This is a genomic window from Marinobacter sp. NFXS11 (assembly GCF_040148675.1).
GTDB lineage: Bacteria > Pseudomonadota > Gammaproteobacteria > Pseudomonadales > Oleiphilaceae > Marinobacter.
In genome coordinates, this window is the sequence record NZ_JAGDDV010000002.1 from 452,386 (window position 1) to 469,664 (window position 17,279).

The 17,279-nt window shown below is 60.3% G+C and carries 11 protein-coding genes; all 11 read right to left on the reverse strand.

Features of this window, described 5'->3' with window-relative positions:
- Positions 1-160: 160 nt before the first annotated feature.
- The 11 genes from J3362_RS11150 to tagH all read right to left on the reverse strand — a co-directional run bounded on the left by J3362_RS11150 (position 161) and on the right by tagH (position 17,262).
- Positions 161-922: a DUF4123 domain-containing protein gene (locus tag J3362_RS11150; RefSeq protein WP_349519755.1), complete on the reverse strand. Its 762-nt coding sequence runs from the start codon at positions 920-922 to the stop codon at positions 161-163.
- Positions 894-2,999, reverse strand: a complete 2,106-nt coding sequence (locus tag J3362_RS11155; protein ID WP_349519757.1) for a type VI secretion system Vgr family protein — start codon at positions 2,997-2,999, stop codon at positions 894-896. Before J3362_RS11155 ends, J3362_RS11150 begins: the two co-directional genes overlap by 29 nt.
- Before the next feature lie 116 nt (positions 3,000-3,115).
- Entirely contained in the window at positions 3,116-6,709 is a 3,594-nt protein-coding gene (gene tssM, locus J3362_RS11160) for a type VI secretion system membrane subunit TssM (protein WP_349519759.1), read from the reverse strand.
- A gap of 32 nt (positions 6,710-6,741) precedes the next feature.
- The gene (gene tssA / locus J3362_RS11165; protein ID WP_349519761.1) at positions 6,742-8,178 is read right to left on the reverse strand and encodes a type VI secretion system protein TssA; all 1,437 of its coding nucleotides are present in this window, start codon (positions 8,176-8,178) and stop codon (positions 6,742-6,744) included.
- Positions 8,179-8,212: 34 nt separating this feature from the next.
- A complete protein-coding gene (gene vasI, locus J3362_RS11170) occupies positions 8,213-8,860 on the reverse strand; it encodes a type VI secretion system-associated protein VasI (protein WP_349519762.1) in 648 nt (215 codons plus the stop codon).
- On the reverse strand, positions 8,857-10,428 hold the full coding sequence (locus J3362_RS11175) for a sigma-54 interaction domain-containing protein (protein ID WP_349520930.1): 1,572 nt from the start codon (positions 10,426-10,428) through the stop codon (positions 8,857-8,859). The genes vasI and J3362_RS11175 overlap by 4 nt, the downstream gene beginning before the upstream one ends.
- A gap of 178 nt (positions 10,429-10,606) precedes the next feature.
- Positions 10,607-13,240 carry a type VI secretion system ATPase TssH gene (tssH, locus tag J3362_RS11180; RefSeq protein WP_349519764.1) on the reverse strand — a complete coding sequence of 878 codons (2,634 nt, stop codon included), beginning with the start codon at positions 13,238-13,240 and terminating at the stop codon, positions 10,607-10,609.
- 10 nt (positions 13,241-13,250) lie between these two features.
- Positions 13,251-14,078 carry a type IVB secretion system protein IcmH/DotU gene (icmH, locus tag J3362_RS11185; RefSeq protein ID WP_349519766.1) on the reverse strand — a complete coding sequence of 276 codons (828 nt, stop codon included), beginning with the start codon at positions 14,076-14,078 and terminating at the stop codon, positions 13,251-13,253.
- Between the two features lie 3 nt (positions 14,079-14,081).
- Complete coding sequence (gene tssK, locus J3362_RS11190) at positions 14,082-15,416, reverse strand: type VI secretion system baseplate subunit TssK (RefSeq protein WP_349519767.1); 1,335 nt, start codon at positions 15,414-15,416, stop codon at positions 14,082-14,084.
- The gene (tssJ, locus tag J3362_RS11195; protein ID WP_349519769.1) at positions 15,416-15,949 is read right to left on the reverse strand and encodes a type VI secretion system lipoprotein TssJ; all 534 of its coding nucleotides are present in this window, start codon (positions 15,947-15,949) and stop codon (positions 15,416-15,418) included. The genes tssK and tssJ overlap by 1 nt, the downstream gene beginning before the upstream one ends.
- The gene (gene tagH / locus J3362_RS11200; protein WP_349519771.1) at positions 15,946-17,262 is read right to left on the reverse strand and encodes a type VI secretion system-associated FHA domain protein TagH; all 1,317 of its coding nucleotides are present in this window, start codon (positions 17,260-17,262) and stop codon (positions 15,946-15,948) included. Before tagH ends, tssJ begins: the two co-directional genes overlap by 4 nt.
- Between the last annotated feature and the right edge of the window lie 17 nt (positions 17,263-17,279).

Genomic DNA, 17,279 nt, shown 5'->3' on the forward strand with positions numbered 1-17,279 from the left:
CCTCCAAGGGTGTGACAACGTCATTACCGTCCTCTCTGAATTCGCTCAGAACATATTCATGACCGGCCAGTGAACGCTGCCCCGTCAGTTCCAGCCAGAACGACGTTGAAGGGGCACAGGAAGGTGCTTTAACCGCTGACATGCTTTGAAATCCTTCTCATCATGATGATTCGCGAAACGCTGTCCATTGCGTCTCAAGCTCGCCTGATTGATCGTCCCAGGCCAACCCCGAGTGCCACTGATTGGTGATAAAACGAGTAAGCGTTGTGGCATCTGCCTGCCAATCCCCGGATACATAGGGCAAACAGGCAGGCCAGCCAGCGACCCAACTCAGCAAGCGCTCAAAATCACGGCCATGATGGTTTCTTGCCGGTTGAGCCGAACCTGTTGCGTGTAAACCGGACCACTGCACACGGTTCTGGAGATCGACAGACCAGATCCAGGTGCTGTCGGCCGTGAGCAATTCCGCCATTTGCTTGGGCTGACAGGCGGATAACACTTGAAGAAATCGGGTGTCGTAAGGTCTGAGAAGACACGGGCCAGCCGTTTCCAGTTCAACCTTCAGCACTGAGCGCAAACCGGCAACGGCTTTATCAGCGTCACTCTCGGTAAACAGGAACAACAGCCCCTTCTCAGCCCACTGAGTCAGCGCATGCTGACAAAAACGACTGTCAGCGTCCGTATCAATGATGATGGGCCCCGCATCTGCGAAGGCGTCCAATGGGCTATTTTCGAACAACCAGCACCAGTTCGGATCGTTGCATTCAGCATAGAGCGCACTGGTAACTTCATGTTCGTCAAACTGCGCGGCATCAATAATCAGAAGACAACGCCGATTCGGCTGAAGCTGCCACTCATGAATGGCCTCCTGGAAGCTATCCAGGCATTTGCGGCTAGGCAACACAGGGGCAATTGTCGACATTGCAACTTCCATCCAGTTTTTTCTGGCAGATTTTTGTAGCTGGTGCGCGCTCTGCAGCCGCAGTCAAGAGTGTGTTGCGATCCACTCGCTCAGCGAGTGGCCGCTGCCCCACATCGGCCATTTTGACCGGCGCAACAGCCCCCCCATTCTTCCCCACCAACCCAGGCATCTCCGGCACCTGCACCTTCTGCCCACTCCCCTTACCCGGCGAGCCTCCGGCATTCAGCTTGATGGCAGCGCCACCCATGGCCACACCGCTGGGATCGATCTTTACAAAGCTGCCACCGGCCTTGAGGGTGATTTCCGCACCCGCTTCAATAACGGCTTTCTGGCCGGCCTTGATATGCAATTCGGTGCCAGAGTCGGTTAGCCAAGCCGTGCCGGCTTTCAGGTGCAACGTACCAGTGACGTTGAAACTGCGGTCTTTGCCAGTTTTCTCCCGTTTTTCACCGTTCACCGTGGCGTGGTCATTGCCTTTGATGTGGGCCTTGCGGTCATTACCCACGGTCAGGTAGCAATCGTTCCTGATGACTTCAGTGCGGTTGTTCTCCGTGATCAGAGCCAGGTCTTTCTGGGCGTGAACGTAGATCTGTTCTTCGCCGGCTTCGTCTTCAAACCGCAGCTCGTTGCTGCCTTCGCCCTTGTGGGTTTTGGTTTTCAGGGTGGTGCGGGTTTTGTGTACCGGCAGCGAGTACGGCGGCGTGTTGGTGGCGTGCCAGGTCCGGCCGGTGATGATCGGCTGATCGGGGTCGCCGTCCAGGAAGGAAACGATCACTTCATGGCCAATCCTCGGCAGTGCGGTGAAACCATACTGGCCGCCGGCCCAACCCTGGCTGACCCGGAGCCAGGCACTACTGTGCTCATCATTTGCCGCATAGCGATCCCAGGGAAACCGCACTTTCACGCGGCCGTATTGGTCGCAGTGAATTTCTTCGCCTTCCGGGCCGGTAACCATGGCCATCTGGGGCCCGTCCATCAGGGGTTTGTGCTCACACAGGGGCCGCCAGCTTCGGTCTGCCGGGATGGCAGTAAAATGGTTGCCATAGCGTGTCGGTTCGCTGCCACCCTCTTCTTCCAGGGCCTGGGGTTGTGAGCCAGTATGGGTGATCGCTGTGAGAAGCCAGTCGCGGTTCACGGCTTCGTTGTCGTGGTCGGTCAGGGGCACCCTGGCCCCAGGTGCAAAATCCGGGCGATTGCTCTCGCCAAAGGCTGTGCTGGCGTCGCTGCGTAGGGCAGCAAGCCTGGCTTCAGTGAACGGCCGACCACTGGCATCCTGTTTGAATCGGCCGGGGTAGTCGTAGTGCTGGTAATCCTCCCGGTGGACGAGCTGGTCACCAGACTGTGCATGCATCAGGGCGTAGGCCGGGTTTTTGAAGGTGTAATCCTTCATGGCGACCGAAGCGGGGCGCACCCGCTCTCGGTACGCGAACCGGAACACACAGGGCGTTCGGGTACTGCCCCCTGCTTTGCCGTTGTATGGGACGGCCTCAAGCCGTGGCGAATCGCGATGATGATCGGCAAAAATCAGGGCCGGTGGCGCCTGACCATCGAGGGTGCCGTGCTGGTAGCGGTAGTGCCAGCCTTCTTCGGCAGCCAGACGTTCAACAAAGGCCAGATCACTTTCCCGATGCTGGACGCAGTATTCCCGCTCCTCGGGGCGGCGTTCAAGGTCGAAGACGGTATCGACAATCCCCCGCTCCTCCAGCAGGGTACGCACAATCTCATCCGTGCCGCGGTTCTGGAAAATACGGCTGTTGTGCATCAGCGCCAGACGCCAGAGCGGTGGTTGGAAAACCAGTTCGTAGCGGGTACGCCGATGGCCGGATTCGCCGCGGGCAAATTCGCTGACTACGCCGGTAAAACGACGCAGCGGGGTCCCGTCCCGCCAGATCACGAGATCGACCGGTTGCTCCAGAACGCTGGAGGCGCCAACAGACGAATCAGTGCTGGCGAGGTCAAGACGTCCCTGGAACAGCTCCGACAGTCGCTCTGTCAGCGCGAAGCCAACAACGGAAAAGTGATCAGAGGAGAATTCGCCAATGGTGGCGGTGAATTGCAGTCCGCTTGCCTGGGGCATGTCTTCGGTCCCTGAAGAAAAATAAAGTCCGAGCTTTCGCACCATTCTGTGCGAAAGCCCAGCCCTGATAAAAACATCCTGCTCTCATCAGGGCGACCCTGGTTTAGTGGGAGAGTTTAATACAAGCTGCGGGGTATGCGGTACCCCGCCAATAGTTGCTGTGTGAACGGGTTGGTATTGCTGGCCGCGTGGAGGCGATAACGCATCTCCCCGTCGTCAACCCGGAACCGGACATCCACCGCGCTGCTGCTCACACCGGTAATATCGGCTTTATCGAGCAGTCGGAACAGAGCCCAAGGGCCGCTTTCCGAGAGGCTTCGGGGAGAACGGTTCACCTGGACCGGCACCAGGGTAATACGGCTCTCAACCGAGTCCCTCAGGGTATTGGGCCAGACCAGCGGAATACTCTGGCGCGGGCCATGGCTGAATTCCACCAGCTGGCCGTCGACATTCACCACACTACGACGCTTGTTGGCTGAGAGGTTGAGCGGTTCCAGCGCGAACTCCACATCCAGGGAACCACCCCGGGTAAAGTAGGCCCTGCGGATTCGGTCGGCATTCTCGAGGGAAGTCAGGACCGCACCGCGCACCAGGCCGGCACGTCGGGCATCGCCCACCTGTTCCGGGTGATCCTCGAGGAACAGTTTCAGGTTGTCCTGATAAAAGGCGTCCAATACGCCGCCGGGGGCAAAGAATCGTTCAAAGTCCTGCAGTGCAACATCCCGCCCGGAGTCCGGATTGAACGGATAGTGGCGGGCCAGATTCTGCTGAAAAGGCTGATACACCTCGCGATACCACTCACGCTCGAGCTGCGCCACCGCCTGGTCCAGAACCACTCGCCAGCTTTCCGTGGCCAACCGGTTCAGAAGCCGGTTCAGGGGCTCCGGCTGGTTATTGGCCATGCGTTGAAGAGTGAAGATCGGGTCGGCTCCCTGCAGGCCCATGCGGGCCCGGGCAGCGGCCAGGGCAGCCTTGCCCTTGTCTGGCGCTTCCTGAATGTTGCGCATGTACTCATGAAGTTCCCCAACTACCATCATGACCTGTTCGAGCCCGGTTGGCTGATCGTCATTTTTCCGGGTCAGCTGGTTGAGCTCCGCAAACTGGCGTTCAATATCCTGCAGCATGCGGAAATGGGGTGACTGCTCCAGAAGCTCCCGGGCTGCGGCATTCTCCCCTTCTGCCGAAGGAACAAGACGCGTGTTATGGCGAACCTGCCCGAGCAGGCTTGCCAGGGGCTCGTGGCCGCTGGTCAGACTCTCGAGAATGCGTACGCCGTGGTTCAGGTCCTCAAACCGCTGAATATTGATGCGGCTCAAGGCAGTACGCCAGGCCTCCGCGTAGTGCTCAGCATAGAGGGTCTGCAAACTGGCCAGCAGCCTGGCTTCATCCGCCTTGCTAAAATCGACGTTGTCCCGGCGGCCCAACACCCAGGCGTCTACCAGGGCCAGCTCCGTTACCGAGCCGGACTTGCGCAGGAACCACTTCTCAAGCCCCTCTCGGGTCAGCAACGCGGGGATAGTCAATGGGTCTTCCTCGACCGCTGACCCAGAGTGGGATGGCTCGCCATACCCATCCACCCGAGTGAACACCGTGCTGAATGCCGGCCCGGATGCCCGGGCCAGTTCCAACGGTGCCCGGAATTCCTGTTCTGCTTCATTTTCCAGATCCTGATAGACCCGGTCTGGCGTGGCAATCCGACCGAGCTCATGTTGTGCCCACTGCACACTGCTACGAAACGGCGCCAGGGTCATATCGGCAACCGTATCTCCCTGGCGAGTGAGCTGTGCCAGATCGGTATGCGCCATGGCATAGTCCAGATGACCCAGAAGCCGCTGCTGCAGGTCACTCTGACCGGGGAACGCCTGTTGCCAATAGTTCTGCATGTAGCGGGTCACAATATCGTCCCGACGACCACTGGCGTCATACAGCATGCGCAACACCCGCAGATGCTCCAGGCGCTCAGTGCTATTATCCGGCGCCCGGCCCATCTCGGTCATCACACCGAACATCAGGGCTGGCAAATACTGGTAGGCCAGCATATCCAGGTAGGATTCCTCCACTTCCGGCCCCACCTCGTGGCCTCGGTACAGGCCCATATCACTGAACAACGGCCAGTCCCGGCGATGATCGCCAAAGGCCAGGGTCGCCTCACGAAGTTCATCCAGCGGGCCGAGCAAGTTCCGGCCGGTGTTGTCCGGCTCAAAGCCCACCGGCTGCCAGTTGTCGATGAACTCCTGAACACGGGTTTCCACGGCGGTCGCGGCCTCTGCATTCTTGATAAAGAAATGCTGCCAGCCGGCGGTCATACCCGCACCGGCACAAATGGCCACCACGGCGGCCACGGCCAGCCGCCGTTGCCGGGACTGAATCACCCGTCGGTTATCACCGGCCAGGCCAGCCTCCGGATAGATGATCTCGGGGAACATTGCCCGGGTAAACAGGGCAGCGGACCGCCCTGTCCGTTGAGCAGGCTGAATGGGCGCGGCAATCTGATAGTTGGCGGCGGCTGCTGAGACAAAGGCATCCTCCGGCACGCCCTCCTGCAACACCGAGGTGAAGTAGGTGCCGCGAACCATCGCAGGTGTCGAGAACACATCCGCAGACAGCAAATCGGTCAGGAAATGCTCCAGAACAGGCTTCAGGCCGGCAAGCTGGCGGGTAAAGGAATAGGCCGCTGCCCGCTCCTCGGCGTCCCGGGTATTGGCCAGAACATCCGGCAAGCGATCGGTAAGCCGCTCAACCATGGCGGTGTATCGGTCCGCGAACTGGTGCAGCCAATCGTCGTTATCCATCTGGCCTTCGAGGCTGAAGGTGAAGCCAAGGGCCTGTTCCTTCTCCTGCTTGCTCAGGGTGCGCACGAGCGGACCAAAACCGTAGAGCAGGTCCATCTTGGTGAAGGTGACATACACGGGCAGGCGGGAGCCGATTTGCTCCATCAGTTCCCGCAGGCGCGTGCGCAACAGGATTGCACGGTCCCGCCTCTGGCCGGGGTCGGCCACGCTGAGACTGGCCAGATCGATGGCCAACACCACACCATTGAGGGGGCGTTGCGGGCGATTTCGCTCAAGCCAGGCAATGAAATGATTCCAAAGACGCTGCTGAATCTCAGCGCCAGCGCCCTCACCCTGCCCCTGGCTCAGCAGTTCACCATCCGGATCGATAAGCACGCCTTCATCGCCGATCCACCAGTCAAAACCGAAAGCATTGCGATCCACCCGATTGTTGCGGGTTACGTTGGTGAGCGTGTAGGTCTGCCCGGAGCGTTGAATCAGGCTGGACTTGCCAGCATCCTCAAGGCCCATCACCAGGTACCAGGGCAGCCGGTAAATGCCTTTGCGGCCGGGGAGGTTGCTTTTCAGGGCCGTCAGCTGGCGATCCAGGAGGCGCTGTTGCTTGCGCTCCATGGGCAGAATCGGATCTTCCTGTTCCTTCTGCACTTCGGCCTGTTTGACATTCACCTTGCGCAGGCGGCGCGCCAGCACCATGCCCCACACCATCGCGACCACAAGGACAACGCCCAGGGTTACGAGGGCCCGCATCTGCCAGGCCGCCAATGGAAACTCACCATTCAGCTCCCAGCGTGGCCCCAGCCACCAGGTGGCCACCAGCAAGGCAATAACGCCCAGTGCCAGGGTGACCGGGGCAGCGTTTTTGAGGTATGGCAGAAGCCAGCGACCGATGAGTAAAGCTTTTCTCCACATGGTGTCCATTCCTGCAGTGATTCCTTGATGTGTTCCGGGGATCAGCCCAGCTTTTCAAGCTGCCTGATCAGGGCGGGCTCCCAGTCCTCGAGAGCCAGCCCGCGAACCTGCGTTTGCAGATCCTGAATCTGCTGCGTGGCCAGTGATTTCAGGCCCGCGTCTTTCATTAATCGGGCGCTGGCAAGGCGCCAGTAAAAGCAGTCTCTTGGCTCCCTTGCTTCCGCCAGCCCGTCCTCCAGAAGTTGCATCCCGGCAGCCAGCCCCTTTTGTGCAATCATGTCCCGGGCCTGATCGTATGCCTGCTCCCAGGCGTTGGCGTTGCCGGCGGAACCACCGGTAGCCGGCGCGGACCAGAGCCACTCTTCCGCCTCCCGGGAGAGGAACGGGGTGCCGTCGTTGAAGGTGAGCTCAGGCAACTGGGCAAGGCGCTCAACAAACTCCTTTGCAGACACACGGATTGCCTCTGCGCAGGCGTGGTGGCCCAGGGCTGCAGCTACCCGGGCACTTAGCCAATGGCCGTCCAGCCAGAACGGACTGACCGACAGGCTCTGCTCGATTTTCTGCCACAGCGCCAAGTCCGCGGATTTTTCCAGGGCTTCCCGATAGTCAGCCACACGATCCGCACTCACGGCGGCAAGATCGGTACGCTTTCCATCCCGTGTCGGCGGCACCGTGGTGATGTTCTGCCAGATGGCGTAACGGCGAATCTGGTACCCCAGAGGCTGGTCCGGCCCCAATTCGGTGAGCATGTCCGCGACTTTCAGAAGACTCTGCCGGGTTGCTCGCTCATCGCCCGGGTCCAGGGTGAGTGCCCCCAGGGAAGGCTTCGACGATGCGGGTTTCTGCTCTGGCGTTTCCGTTCCCGAATCCTGGCTGACCGGTCCTGCCGACGGACGGGGTTCGGGGGCTGCTGTGGCGTCGTTAACCCGGGGCAGATTTTCAATGGCCCGTTTGAGATCCTGCAGTGACTCCTCCGGCAATTCCCGGCCCGTAGCCTGGTCCATCAAGTTGGCCAGAAGTTCAAGGCAGAACTCCCGACCGTCGCCAACACTGCCATCAAACGCCAGGGCATCTACACCCTTGATGGCGCGCTGGAGCATCTGGGTGAACATCATCTTGCGGGCTCGCTTGCCTTGGTCCCCGGGATACGGCCAGGCCTGCTCCCACCATTCGTCCAGAACCTGGTGCAGCAGGTACAGGGACAAGGCAAACCTTTCTCCGTCGCCGCCGCGTTGCAGAGCGATCAGCAAAAAGCCGAGCACTTTCAAATCCTTGCTGCGGTCCGAGAGAATCGTCAGGGCATCGCTTTCAACCTTGCTCCAATCGATATCGGTATGGGCCAGAGAGCCCACCTTCATGATCTCGTTTTCCAGAAACTCGAGCGTTGCATCGTCTCCGAGTGCCTCGCCCACACCCGCATCGCGGGGCAATGGTGAGACAACCTGTTCAACGTAGGGATGTTGCTCAATGATCTGCATGTTGCTGTCCTGAATCACTGTGTTCAGCCGGCGTTTACCAGCCACAGGTCTCGCGAAGCGGTTCGATTGCCCGGCGGTATCCCGAGAGATCAAACAGCAGGCCGTCAATCCGGCTGTTGGGCGAGTCAATGCGCGCCTCTGTGCCGTAGATCATGGCTTTCACGGTACGAATGGCGGGCAGCCCCCGGCCGCCACTAAGTACGAAACCGTTGTCCCTCACCCGCCAGACGGTTTGTCCCCGGCCAAACCCCAGTTGAACCCGCTCCTCATCCATTGCTTCAGGCAGCATCAGAGTGAGTTCAGTGATGTTGTTGTGGCACTGAAGGGCCAGCAAAGGTCTGGGAGGTTGAACCCCCAAAGCCGGAATCGTCACCAGTTGGCCAGCTGCTCGCCCGGTATTCCGGTAAAGCGCGCCGGCACCGGCATTTTCTGCATCAAGGCTGGCGTAGGCCTGTCGCCACCGCTCGGATCGTTGGGCATCCGGGGCCGCAAGTTCCTCGCCCGATGGCGCCAGGGGGGTACCAAAAACCTCGTCAAAGCAGGCCAGCCGTTCAAGTCGCCGGGACTCACTGGTACAGTTCCGGGCATCTTCAAGCGGGTCAGCGCAGGCACTGGAGACCAGTGAAACCAGCGCCAGTGCCGCTGCAACACCTGCGGTTAATCGCACTTTTCGGGGACTCATGACTCTGTCACCTGGTACTTGAGGCACTTGTGGGCAAGGGTCCGCTTTGGCAGGCCGAGGCTTTCTGCCGCCTGGGCCCGGTTGCCACCATACTGGCGCAATCGCTCACGAATAATTGCCGCTTCAAAGGCCTGTGCCGCGGCTTTAAGATCCCGGATCTCTTCCACTGCGGGTAGATCAACGGGATTTCTTTCTCTGGCATCCCAGGGTGCATTGGTCCAGCCATCAGACTCTTCAAACAGGTCATTAATTCTCAGAACTTCCGGCTGGATATCATCACCGCCCGGAGTCTGCAGGCAGGCCAGCTCAATGATGTTTCGCAGCTCACGGACATTGCCCGGGAAGTCGTATCCGGTCAGCAGGTGCAGAGCGTGGCTGGAAATGCCCATGGGTCCACTGCCCTCACGCTCGGTATATAGTCGGATAAAGTGACGGCAAAGAGCTTCGAGGTCGTCGGGCCGCTCCCGCAAGGGCGTCACCCGCAGCGGAAACTGGCTCAGGCGGTAAAACAGGTCCCGCCGGAAGCTGCCGTCTTCGATACCTGCCTGCAGCGGCTGGTGGGTGGCCGCTACCAGCCGAAAATCCGAATGCTGTTCCTCGCGGGCCCCCAACGGGCGGAACTGACGACTTTCCAACACCCGGAGCAGTTTCGACTGCAGGGCCATGGGCATATCGCCGATTTCATCCAGAAACAGGGTGCCGCCGTTGGCCTGTGCCAGAAGCCCCTGCTTGTCCCGATCGGCACCGGAAAAAGCACCTCTGGTATGCCCGAACAGTTCGCTTTCCAGAAGGGTATCCGGAATGGCGGCACAGTTGACCACCACCATCGGGCCTTCGGACCGGTCAGACAGTTCATGGATACCGCGGGCGACCACATCCTTGCCACAGCCGGTTTCACCCTGCACCAAAACGGAAAGCTGGCTGCCGGCGGCCCGGACAATCTGGGCCCGGAGGCTGGTCATCGCCCGGGAGTTGCCGACAAGGGTTTGGGCCAGTTGTTCGCACCGGGTGCGAACGGTTTCGGCGTCATGCAAATGATCCAGTGAACGCTTGAGCAGGCGGCGTTGCCAGACCTGATCGCGGCTCTGAAGCCGGGTAATCCATTGATGAACCAGCAGTTGCCGTAGGCCACAGTACAGAGGCTGGCCGGTAATGCCGTCCCAGTCGGGTTCGTCCCGACAGAGGACCAGGATGCCGAGGGTTCGGCCATCATTACCGGCGAGGGGCTCGAGCCACAGGGAACACGGCCGGTCACTGGCCTCGAACAGGGCCTGGAAGCCGGCGTGGTCCAGTCGATAGCTGGCGGCACGGGTAAGTTCCCGGGCTTTGCCGGTTTGAAGCACGTGGGCAAAGGGGTGGCTGAAGTCGCCGCAGTCGAATTCGCCCTGTTCAGCGAGGTCGCTGCAGTGGAGGGTCCGGCCACTGAGGTCGAGTTCGAGTGCCCAGCAGCGGGTCAGGCCGAAGGCGTTTTCCAGCTGTGTTGTGGCGGTTTTCAGCAGATCCGGCAGGTTGTCCTGCTGGATCAGGGCCACCGTCAGGTCGATGCCGGTGTGCAGTTCCATCTGCATCCGTCCCATGGTTCTCTTCCCTAAGATTTTTATGCTTTTGTGTTCGTCGACCGCACACCGTGGGGTTATGCTTTCCAAAACACGCCGTGAATACATCCCTGTAGGCTCCGCTCCGCCATCCATGGCTCCGCAGGGTTTTGGAAAGCATAACCCCACGCTGCGCTACTTTAGAGTGATCCTAAACCACCATTCCTGTGAATCTGGCGTCTTCAACACCCAACGTGACCTTCGTAACCGGCTCCCGCGCAGCCAGTTTCTCCAGCAAGGCCAATGAAACCGGCGGCAAAAGCTCACCCTCTATGATCGACTCAAGCATCCTTGCGCCGTTTTCGCTTCTTGTCGCACGGCTGCGGATGGCATCGATCAGGCCGTCCTGCAGTTCCACTTCGGTGTGGTAACGGGCCTTGATCTGGTCCGCCAGGCGCTGGAGTTTGTCGCCGACGATGCGGTTGAGGGTTTCCTCGCCCAGAGGTAGATAAGGCACCACTTCCATTCTTGCCAGCAAGGCCGGTTTGAAGAACCCGGCCAGTTCCGGGTAAAGGGCTTCGTCCAGGCTGGCCGGGGACTCGGCGTGGTTGATGATGGTCTGGTAGCCGAGGTTAGAGGTGAGGAAGAAGACGACGTTTTTGCAGTCGATCAGGCGGCCTTCGCCGTCAGCCAGTTCGCCTTTGTCGAACGCCTGGTAGAACAGGTTGAGGACTTCCGGATGGGCTTTTTCGACTTCGTCGAGCAAGACCACGGAGTATGGTTTCTGGCGGATGGCTTCGGTAAGGATGCCGCCTTCGCCGAAGCCAACATACCCCGGAGGTGAACCGATCAGGCGGGAAACGGTGTGTTTTTCCTGGTATTCGGACATATTGATGGTGGTGAGGAACTGGCGGCCGCCGTAGAGCAGTTCGGCCAGCTGTACCACTGTTTCGGTTTTGCCAACGCCGCTGGGACCCACCAGCAGGAAGGCGCCCATGGGGCGGCCGGGCCGGCGCAGGTCAGCACGGGCGGTAAGCAGGTGTTGGTGCAGGCAGTCGATGGCGGTGTCCTGGCCTTTGATATGCTCCTGCAGATACGCCGGCAAATGGGTGATTTTTTCCAGTTCGTCGGTGGTCATGCGATTGACCGGAATACCAGTCCAGTCGGCAATGACTTCGGCCACCTGTCTGGCATCAACGCGGGCGTGCACCAGTGGTTCGTCAGCCTGGAGTTCGGCAAGTTCCTGTTCGATGGCGGCGGCTTCGCTTTTCAGGTCCGGGCGTTCTTCAATATCCCCATCAGTCAATTCAGAGGAAGCCGCTTCTGCCTGCGATTCGCCGGTGAGCAACTGTTCACGGATCTCCACCAGTCGGACCACCAGGTCGCGCTGGTCGTGCCAGCGTTGTTCCAGGGTTTCAGATTCGGCAGTGATCCCGACAATGCGCTGTTCAAGCTCCTGTTCCAGTTCGGCATCCACGCTCTGCCCCAGCGTGCGTTCTCTGCTCAGCAGGTCCTGTTCCATGGCCAGCTGATGCAGTTTACTGCGGACGTGGCTCAGGCGCCGGGGCGGTGTGCTCAGGTTGAGGCTGACCCTAGCACAAGCGGTGTCCAGTACATCGATGGCTTTGTCCGGCAGCTGTCGGCCGGCCAGGTAACGGGCAGACATCTCCGAGGCGGCTTTCAGGGCACTGTCGGCGATCAGTACCTGATGGGCCTTTTCGTAGACGGTGCGCAGGCCACGGAGGATGTGAACGGCTTCGCCCGGTGTGGGCTCGTCCAGGGCCACTGGCTGGAACCGGCGGCTCAGGGCCGGGTCTTTTTCGAAGTATTTCTTGTACTCGCGCCAGGTGGTCGCGGCGATGGTGCGAAGCTCGCCCCGGGCCAGGGCCGGTTTCAGCAAGTTGGCGGCGTCTGAGCCGCCCTCGCTGTTGCCGGCACCGATCAGGGTGTGGGCTTCGTCGATGAACAGGATGATCGGGGTGGCGGAGCCTTTGACGGCCTCGATCACGCCTTTCAGGCGCTTTTCAAATTCGCCTTTCACCGAGGCGCCGGCCTGCAAAGCGCCCATGTCCAGGGTCCAGAGTTCGACGTTTTTCAGGCGGTCCGGCACGTCGCCGTTGACGATGCGCAAGGCCAGGCCCTCCACCACGGCGCTTTTGCCCACACCGGCATCGCCCACCACAATAGGGTTGTTCTTGCGGCGGCGGCAGAGGATGTCGATCATCTGGTCGATCTCGGCGTCGCGGCACACTACGGGGTCCAGTTTCTCTTCCCGGGCCAGTCTGGTGAAGTCAGTTGCGTAGCGTTTGAGCGGGTCCAGATCTGCGCGTGCCAACGGTACTCCGGCTTCCTGCTCGTTCAGTTCCGGCCGCTCCGCGGAGCCGTCGGTGAGCCTGTCAAACTGCTTGCGCAACTGCTCACGGTTGATGTCTACCAGCGCCAGGGCCACGCGGGGCATCAGGTAGCGGTCGGCGTTCATCAGCAGGGCCAGGAACACGGCGCCGGAGCGCAGTTCGGTATGACCCAGTTCGGTGGAAGCCAGCAGCCAGGCATCCTGCATCAGTTCCACCAGCAGCGGCGAAAACGATGGATACGGCTCAGCGCTTTGCGCCTCGCCGTTCAGGCTGTCGCCCACCAGCGGTTGCAGTTGCTGATGATCAATGCCCGTGTGTTCCAGAATCTGGCGCACATCCGAAAACGGCGCTTCCAGCAGTTTGAACAGCAGATGGGCCGGCGTGATTTCCGCGCCCTGGCGGCTGATGCACAGCGCCGCGGAAGCTTCCAGGGCCTGGCGTGACATGTCGTTGAGGCGCCCGATCAGCGCCGGCAGTTCTACCCGAATCACGTTGATGTCCTTATTTCGGTAGTTGGTCGAGTACGCGCAATACGTCCGTGATGCGCTCGTTCAGTGCGATGTTATACAGGGAGTAGATGCCGGCCATGGCCGCCACAAACAGACCAGCAATGCCCCAGACGGGCATGCCGCTGCGCAACCGGTTCCGGGTTGGCCTTACATTCGCCCGGGCATCCGCAAGAGGCGCCGGTTCCTGCTCCTCCAGCAACGCTTTAAGTTGCTCGTGCAGGCCACGGAAAATCTTGTCGTATTCATCCCGGCCGTTTTCCATAACCTTGTACCGCCCTTCGAAACCCAGACAGAGACACAGGTAGATGAACGACAGCATGTCGCGGTAGCGGGCCGGTTCCTGCTCCATCCGGGCAAGAATGGCAAAAACTTTCTCCCCACCCCAGGTCTCGTTGTGGAAGCGGGACAGCAGGGAGTGCTGTGACCAGACGCTATGGGCGCCCCAGTCGGTTCCAAGCACGGCTTCGTCTATGAAGGCGCAGAGCACGTACCGATAAGCCACGACGACCGGCCGGTCATAACCCTGCTCCACCAGTTCCCGGTCAATGGCTGCAATCTCATCCACCACCTGCTGATAGAGGGTTTCCACCGCGCGATAGTCTGCCAGCCTGCGTATCCTGATCACCAGGCCAAGCAATGGTGTGGCGGCATCGGTCAGGCGGTTATGTTCCAACCCTCTAAGCTGGAAATGCTCGTCGACCTGGCCGTCCCTGTTGCCCTCATCTGCTCCCCGGCTGTCGGCAAAAATCAGATCACTGAACGCACTGCTGCCGGAATTCCTGCTGCCATTGGGTAAGTCCATTACCTGTGCATCTGCCATGATTTAGCTCCTGATTGCCCAGAACTGCATTTCCATGCCCGGGAAACTGCCGGCCACGTGGAACGCGAAGCCGCTGGCGTTGTCGAGCATTTGCCAGGCCTGGCTCTGGTCATCCAGGCGGAAGTACACGAAGCCGGCGTGATACGGCAACTGCCGGGGTGCAACCGGTAGCGCGGCGAGCGGAATCCCCGGTAGCTGGAGGCTGATGAGATCCCGGATCTTTTCCACCGAGGCCACCTTGCACTGCTGGGTGAACTGCTTGCGCAGGTCGTCCAGTGGCATGTCGGCTTTGACCGCAAGAATGAATTCCGCATCCCGGACCAACTGGGCATCCTGAAGCGGGGCCACGGTCAGGCCGTACTGGCGCTGCTGGAGCTGGATAGCCAGGGCCCTCGGTTCCAGAACCGTGCTCAGGGACTGCCGCAGAACCTGCATGAGCGGGGTAAAACAATCCTCCGGGAGATCGTGGTCATAGGCCGGGTACTCCCTCGGCAAGCGTCCTTCATCGGTGAAGGTCACCAGCTCGCCACAAAGTTCAAGCAGGGCTTCGAACAGCCGTTCAGGATGCAACTGGCGAAGGCGGGCCAGATGCATGAACCTGGGATGGGCCCGATTCAGCATCTGCAGCAACATGAAATCCGCCACGTCGGCAACGCCGCCCTGCCCAGGGGCACCGACACGCTCGGCAATATTGCGCGCCCGTTCCCGCATCAGTCCCGCCATTTCACCGACAAATCGCTGCAGCCTGGGTGCGGCTCGCACACTCAGCATGGTGGGGAGGAAGTTCGGATCCATCACCAGGCTTCCGTCCGGGCGCTTTTCAAGAATCCGGCCGATAGCCACGGCCGCATAGGCGCTGCGATCTTCCCTCTCCAGCATCAGGCGGGGCGCCACGCGGCCCACATCAATGGCGTGGGCATCGCCGTCAATCGAATGCAGGTCCCGGATTTCCCGGGAGTCGGCACGGAACCGGCCGGCCACGGGGGCGTCCGGCCATTCCACTTCCGCCAGGCTTTCACTGCCCAGCGGCAACGCCAGGTAGACGACCTGATTGGCCACTGAGGCATCGGTGATTTCCATCGGTTCAGGCATCACGTCGTCCTGGGGAAGACTGAAGCGGGTGCCATCCGGGAACAACCCCGATGCCCGCACCAGGCCAACCCGGCCGAAACTCAGGTACTCTGCATTCAGTTCCAGGTCGCTGAAGCCATACAGATAATCGGAGATCGCGAACGCCCGTTCATTGATCTGGTGTTCCAGATATCGCTGCTGTTGCTGGAAGTGTTGGGGCTTGATAAACAGGCCATCACTCCAGACGACTCGATTGGTTACCGCCATCAGGTGTCATCCGAATGCTTGAGTTGAACTTCCCGCTCCCGCAGGTTCACCAGCAGGTTGTAACGGCCGCCGATTGGATCCACCTTCACCACCTTCTTCCACTGGGACAGGTTGGGGTAGGCGTAAAAGGCGATCACGCCGATAAATCGGGTGTCCTCGCCAATCTCGAAGGGTTCGATGAACTTGAACTGGCCCGGCAGCAGGGAGTAATCGCTGTGGTCCACATAGTTCTGGCCCAGCGATGACTCAAGATCACTCAGCAACTGGTCGAAATCCCCCGCCATCAATAACGAGCTGTCGCGCATTTCGATGATCTGGAACGCAATGGGCGTGGGTGCCAGGGATTCATTCGGGTTTACATCCGGTTCGGCCACCATGGTCAGACCTACCCGGCTAGGCAGATCCTCCGGGTATCCCACCGGGATATCCGGGTCCCAAAGCACTTTTGCGGTTTTGGTGACCGCGTTATAGGGTGTGCTGCATCCGGCAAGCACGAATACGATGGCCAGCAAACTCCATTTGCAGGTCTTCACAACGGGTTCTCCCTCTGTAGTTGGCGCAGGTTCTGGTCGTAAGCCTGTTCGAACACTTCCTGAAACAGACGCTCGAACCCCTGCTGACGACTGGATTTCAACTCTTGGTAATAATGCTGGTACATATCCCAGGCCCAGCGTCCCTCGTCCTCGTTCTGGCGCAGTCCCCGACGATAACCATGGAAACGACGCAACAAGGCCTCGGGCGAAAAGGCATGCAGGATGGCCTCCAGTGCCTCGCTGATGGCCTCACGGGTTGCCTGCTGGTGGTGATTCAGGCTCTGCAGACTCTCCCGCACCGCCGCCGGCGCCGACAGGTGAACCGGGCTGCGGTGGCTGGCGAACAGGGTCTGCACCGTGTCCTCATAACCTTCCCCCAGCCGCAGTGGATTGTCTTCGATGGGTTGCAGACGGGTTCTCAGCGCCTGATGCCGGCTGTCTTCTCCCTGGTGCAAGGCCAGCAGCCCCTCCATGGTGGCCTTCAGGGTCTGCCCCGCTTCCTCCAGGAACAGACGCATCTCGTCACTGTCAGCAAAGTCCAGCCCGGCTTCCATACCCCGCAGCAGAGGGGCACCACTGATGTGTTTGCTGCTCTGATCTGAAGCCTCCCGGCGATCAGCGGTCTTTGCAATCTCAGACATCCTGTCTTTCTCTCCTTTGCGAACGGGTAGGCCCATCGCTACGTCGCGGTTTTCACGGTACTCATCCGAAACCTGCCTTTCACCGGCGCGCCAGGAGGTCTCGCTGGCCATTAGCGCGTCAGTATCCGACTTCTGTTCGTCCGGCTGCCCGTTCCAGAGCGCCAATGGGTCATCACTGACTGCCTCCCCGGCTACCTGGGGAAAATTCTGCAGGGGCTCCGGGTTCTCGGTCTGGCTGGTAGGGTCCTCGGCTCGCACCAGCAGCCCTTCATCCACATCAACCAGTTGCCCGGCCTGCTCTGCTTCACCGCTCTCAAGCAACGGTTCGCCAACACCCTCGGCCAGCTCCGCACGAAGTTGGTAGCGACCAATACTGACGGTATCACCATGGTTCAGTCGTGCCCGACGGCCCCGGCCTACGGGCTGACTTGCGCTATTGATGTAGGTCCGGCCACTGCGATCAATCAGGCAGAAGCCGCCGTCCAGAAAACGGATCTCCGCGTGGCCGGGAACCGCACCCGTTCGCTGGGCCGATAACCGCCAGGTATCACTGGCGGCTGTCCCGATAGAGCCGCCGCGAACGCTGAAACAGTGCTCGATGGTTGCCCCACCGCCGGCAACGGTCGGATTGGTGACGGTCAGTTTCAGGCCCGAGGCCTGTTGTTCATCCATGAATGCCTTCCCTGCCG

Coding starts and splice junctions, on each gene's coding strand:
- J3362_RS11155 (WP_349519757.1), bottom strand. CDS start 2,999: ATGCCCCAGGCAAGCGGACTGCAATTCACCGCCACCATTGGCGAATTC.
- J3362_RS11150 (WP_349519755.1), bottom strand. CDS start 922: ATGTCGACAATTGCCCCTGTGTTGCCTAGCCGCAAATGCCTGGATAGC.
- J3362_RS11175 (WP_349520930.1), bottom strand. CDS start 10,428: ATGCAGATGGAACTGCACACCGGCATCGACCTGACGGTGGCCCTGATC.
- tssM (WP_349519759.1), bottom strand. CDS start 6,709: ATGGACACCATGTGGAGAAAAGCTTTACTCATCGGTCGCTGGCTTCTG.
- tagH (WP_349519771.1), bottom strand. CDS start 17,262: ATGGATGAACAACAGGCCTCGGGCCTGAAACTGACCGTCACCAATCCG.
- icmH (WP_349519766.1), bottom strand. CDS start 14,078: ATGGCAGATGCACAGGTAATGGACTTACCCAATGGCAGCAGGAATTCC.
- tssA (WP_349519761.1), bottom strand. CDS start 8,178: ATGCAGATCATTGAGCAACATCCCTACGTTGAACAGGTTGTCTCACCA.
- tssK (WP_349519767.1), bottom strand. CDS start 15,416: ATGGCGGTAACCAATCGAGTCGTCTGGAGTGATGGCCTGTTTATCAAG.
- vasI (WP_349519762.1), bottom strand. CDS start 8,860: ATGAGTCCCCGAAAAGTGCGATTAACCGCAGGTGTTGCAGCGGCACTG.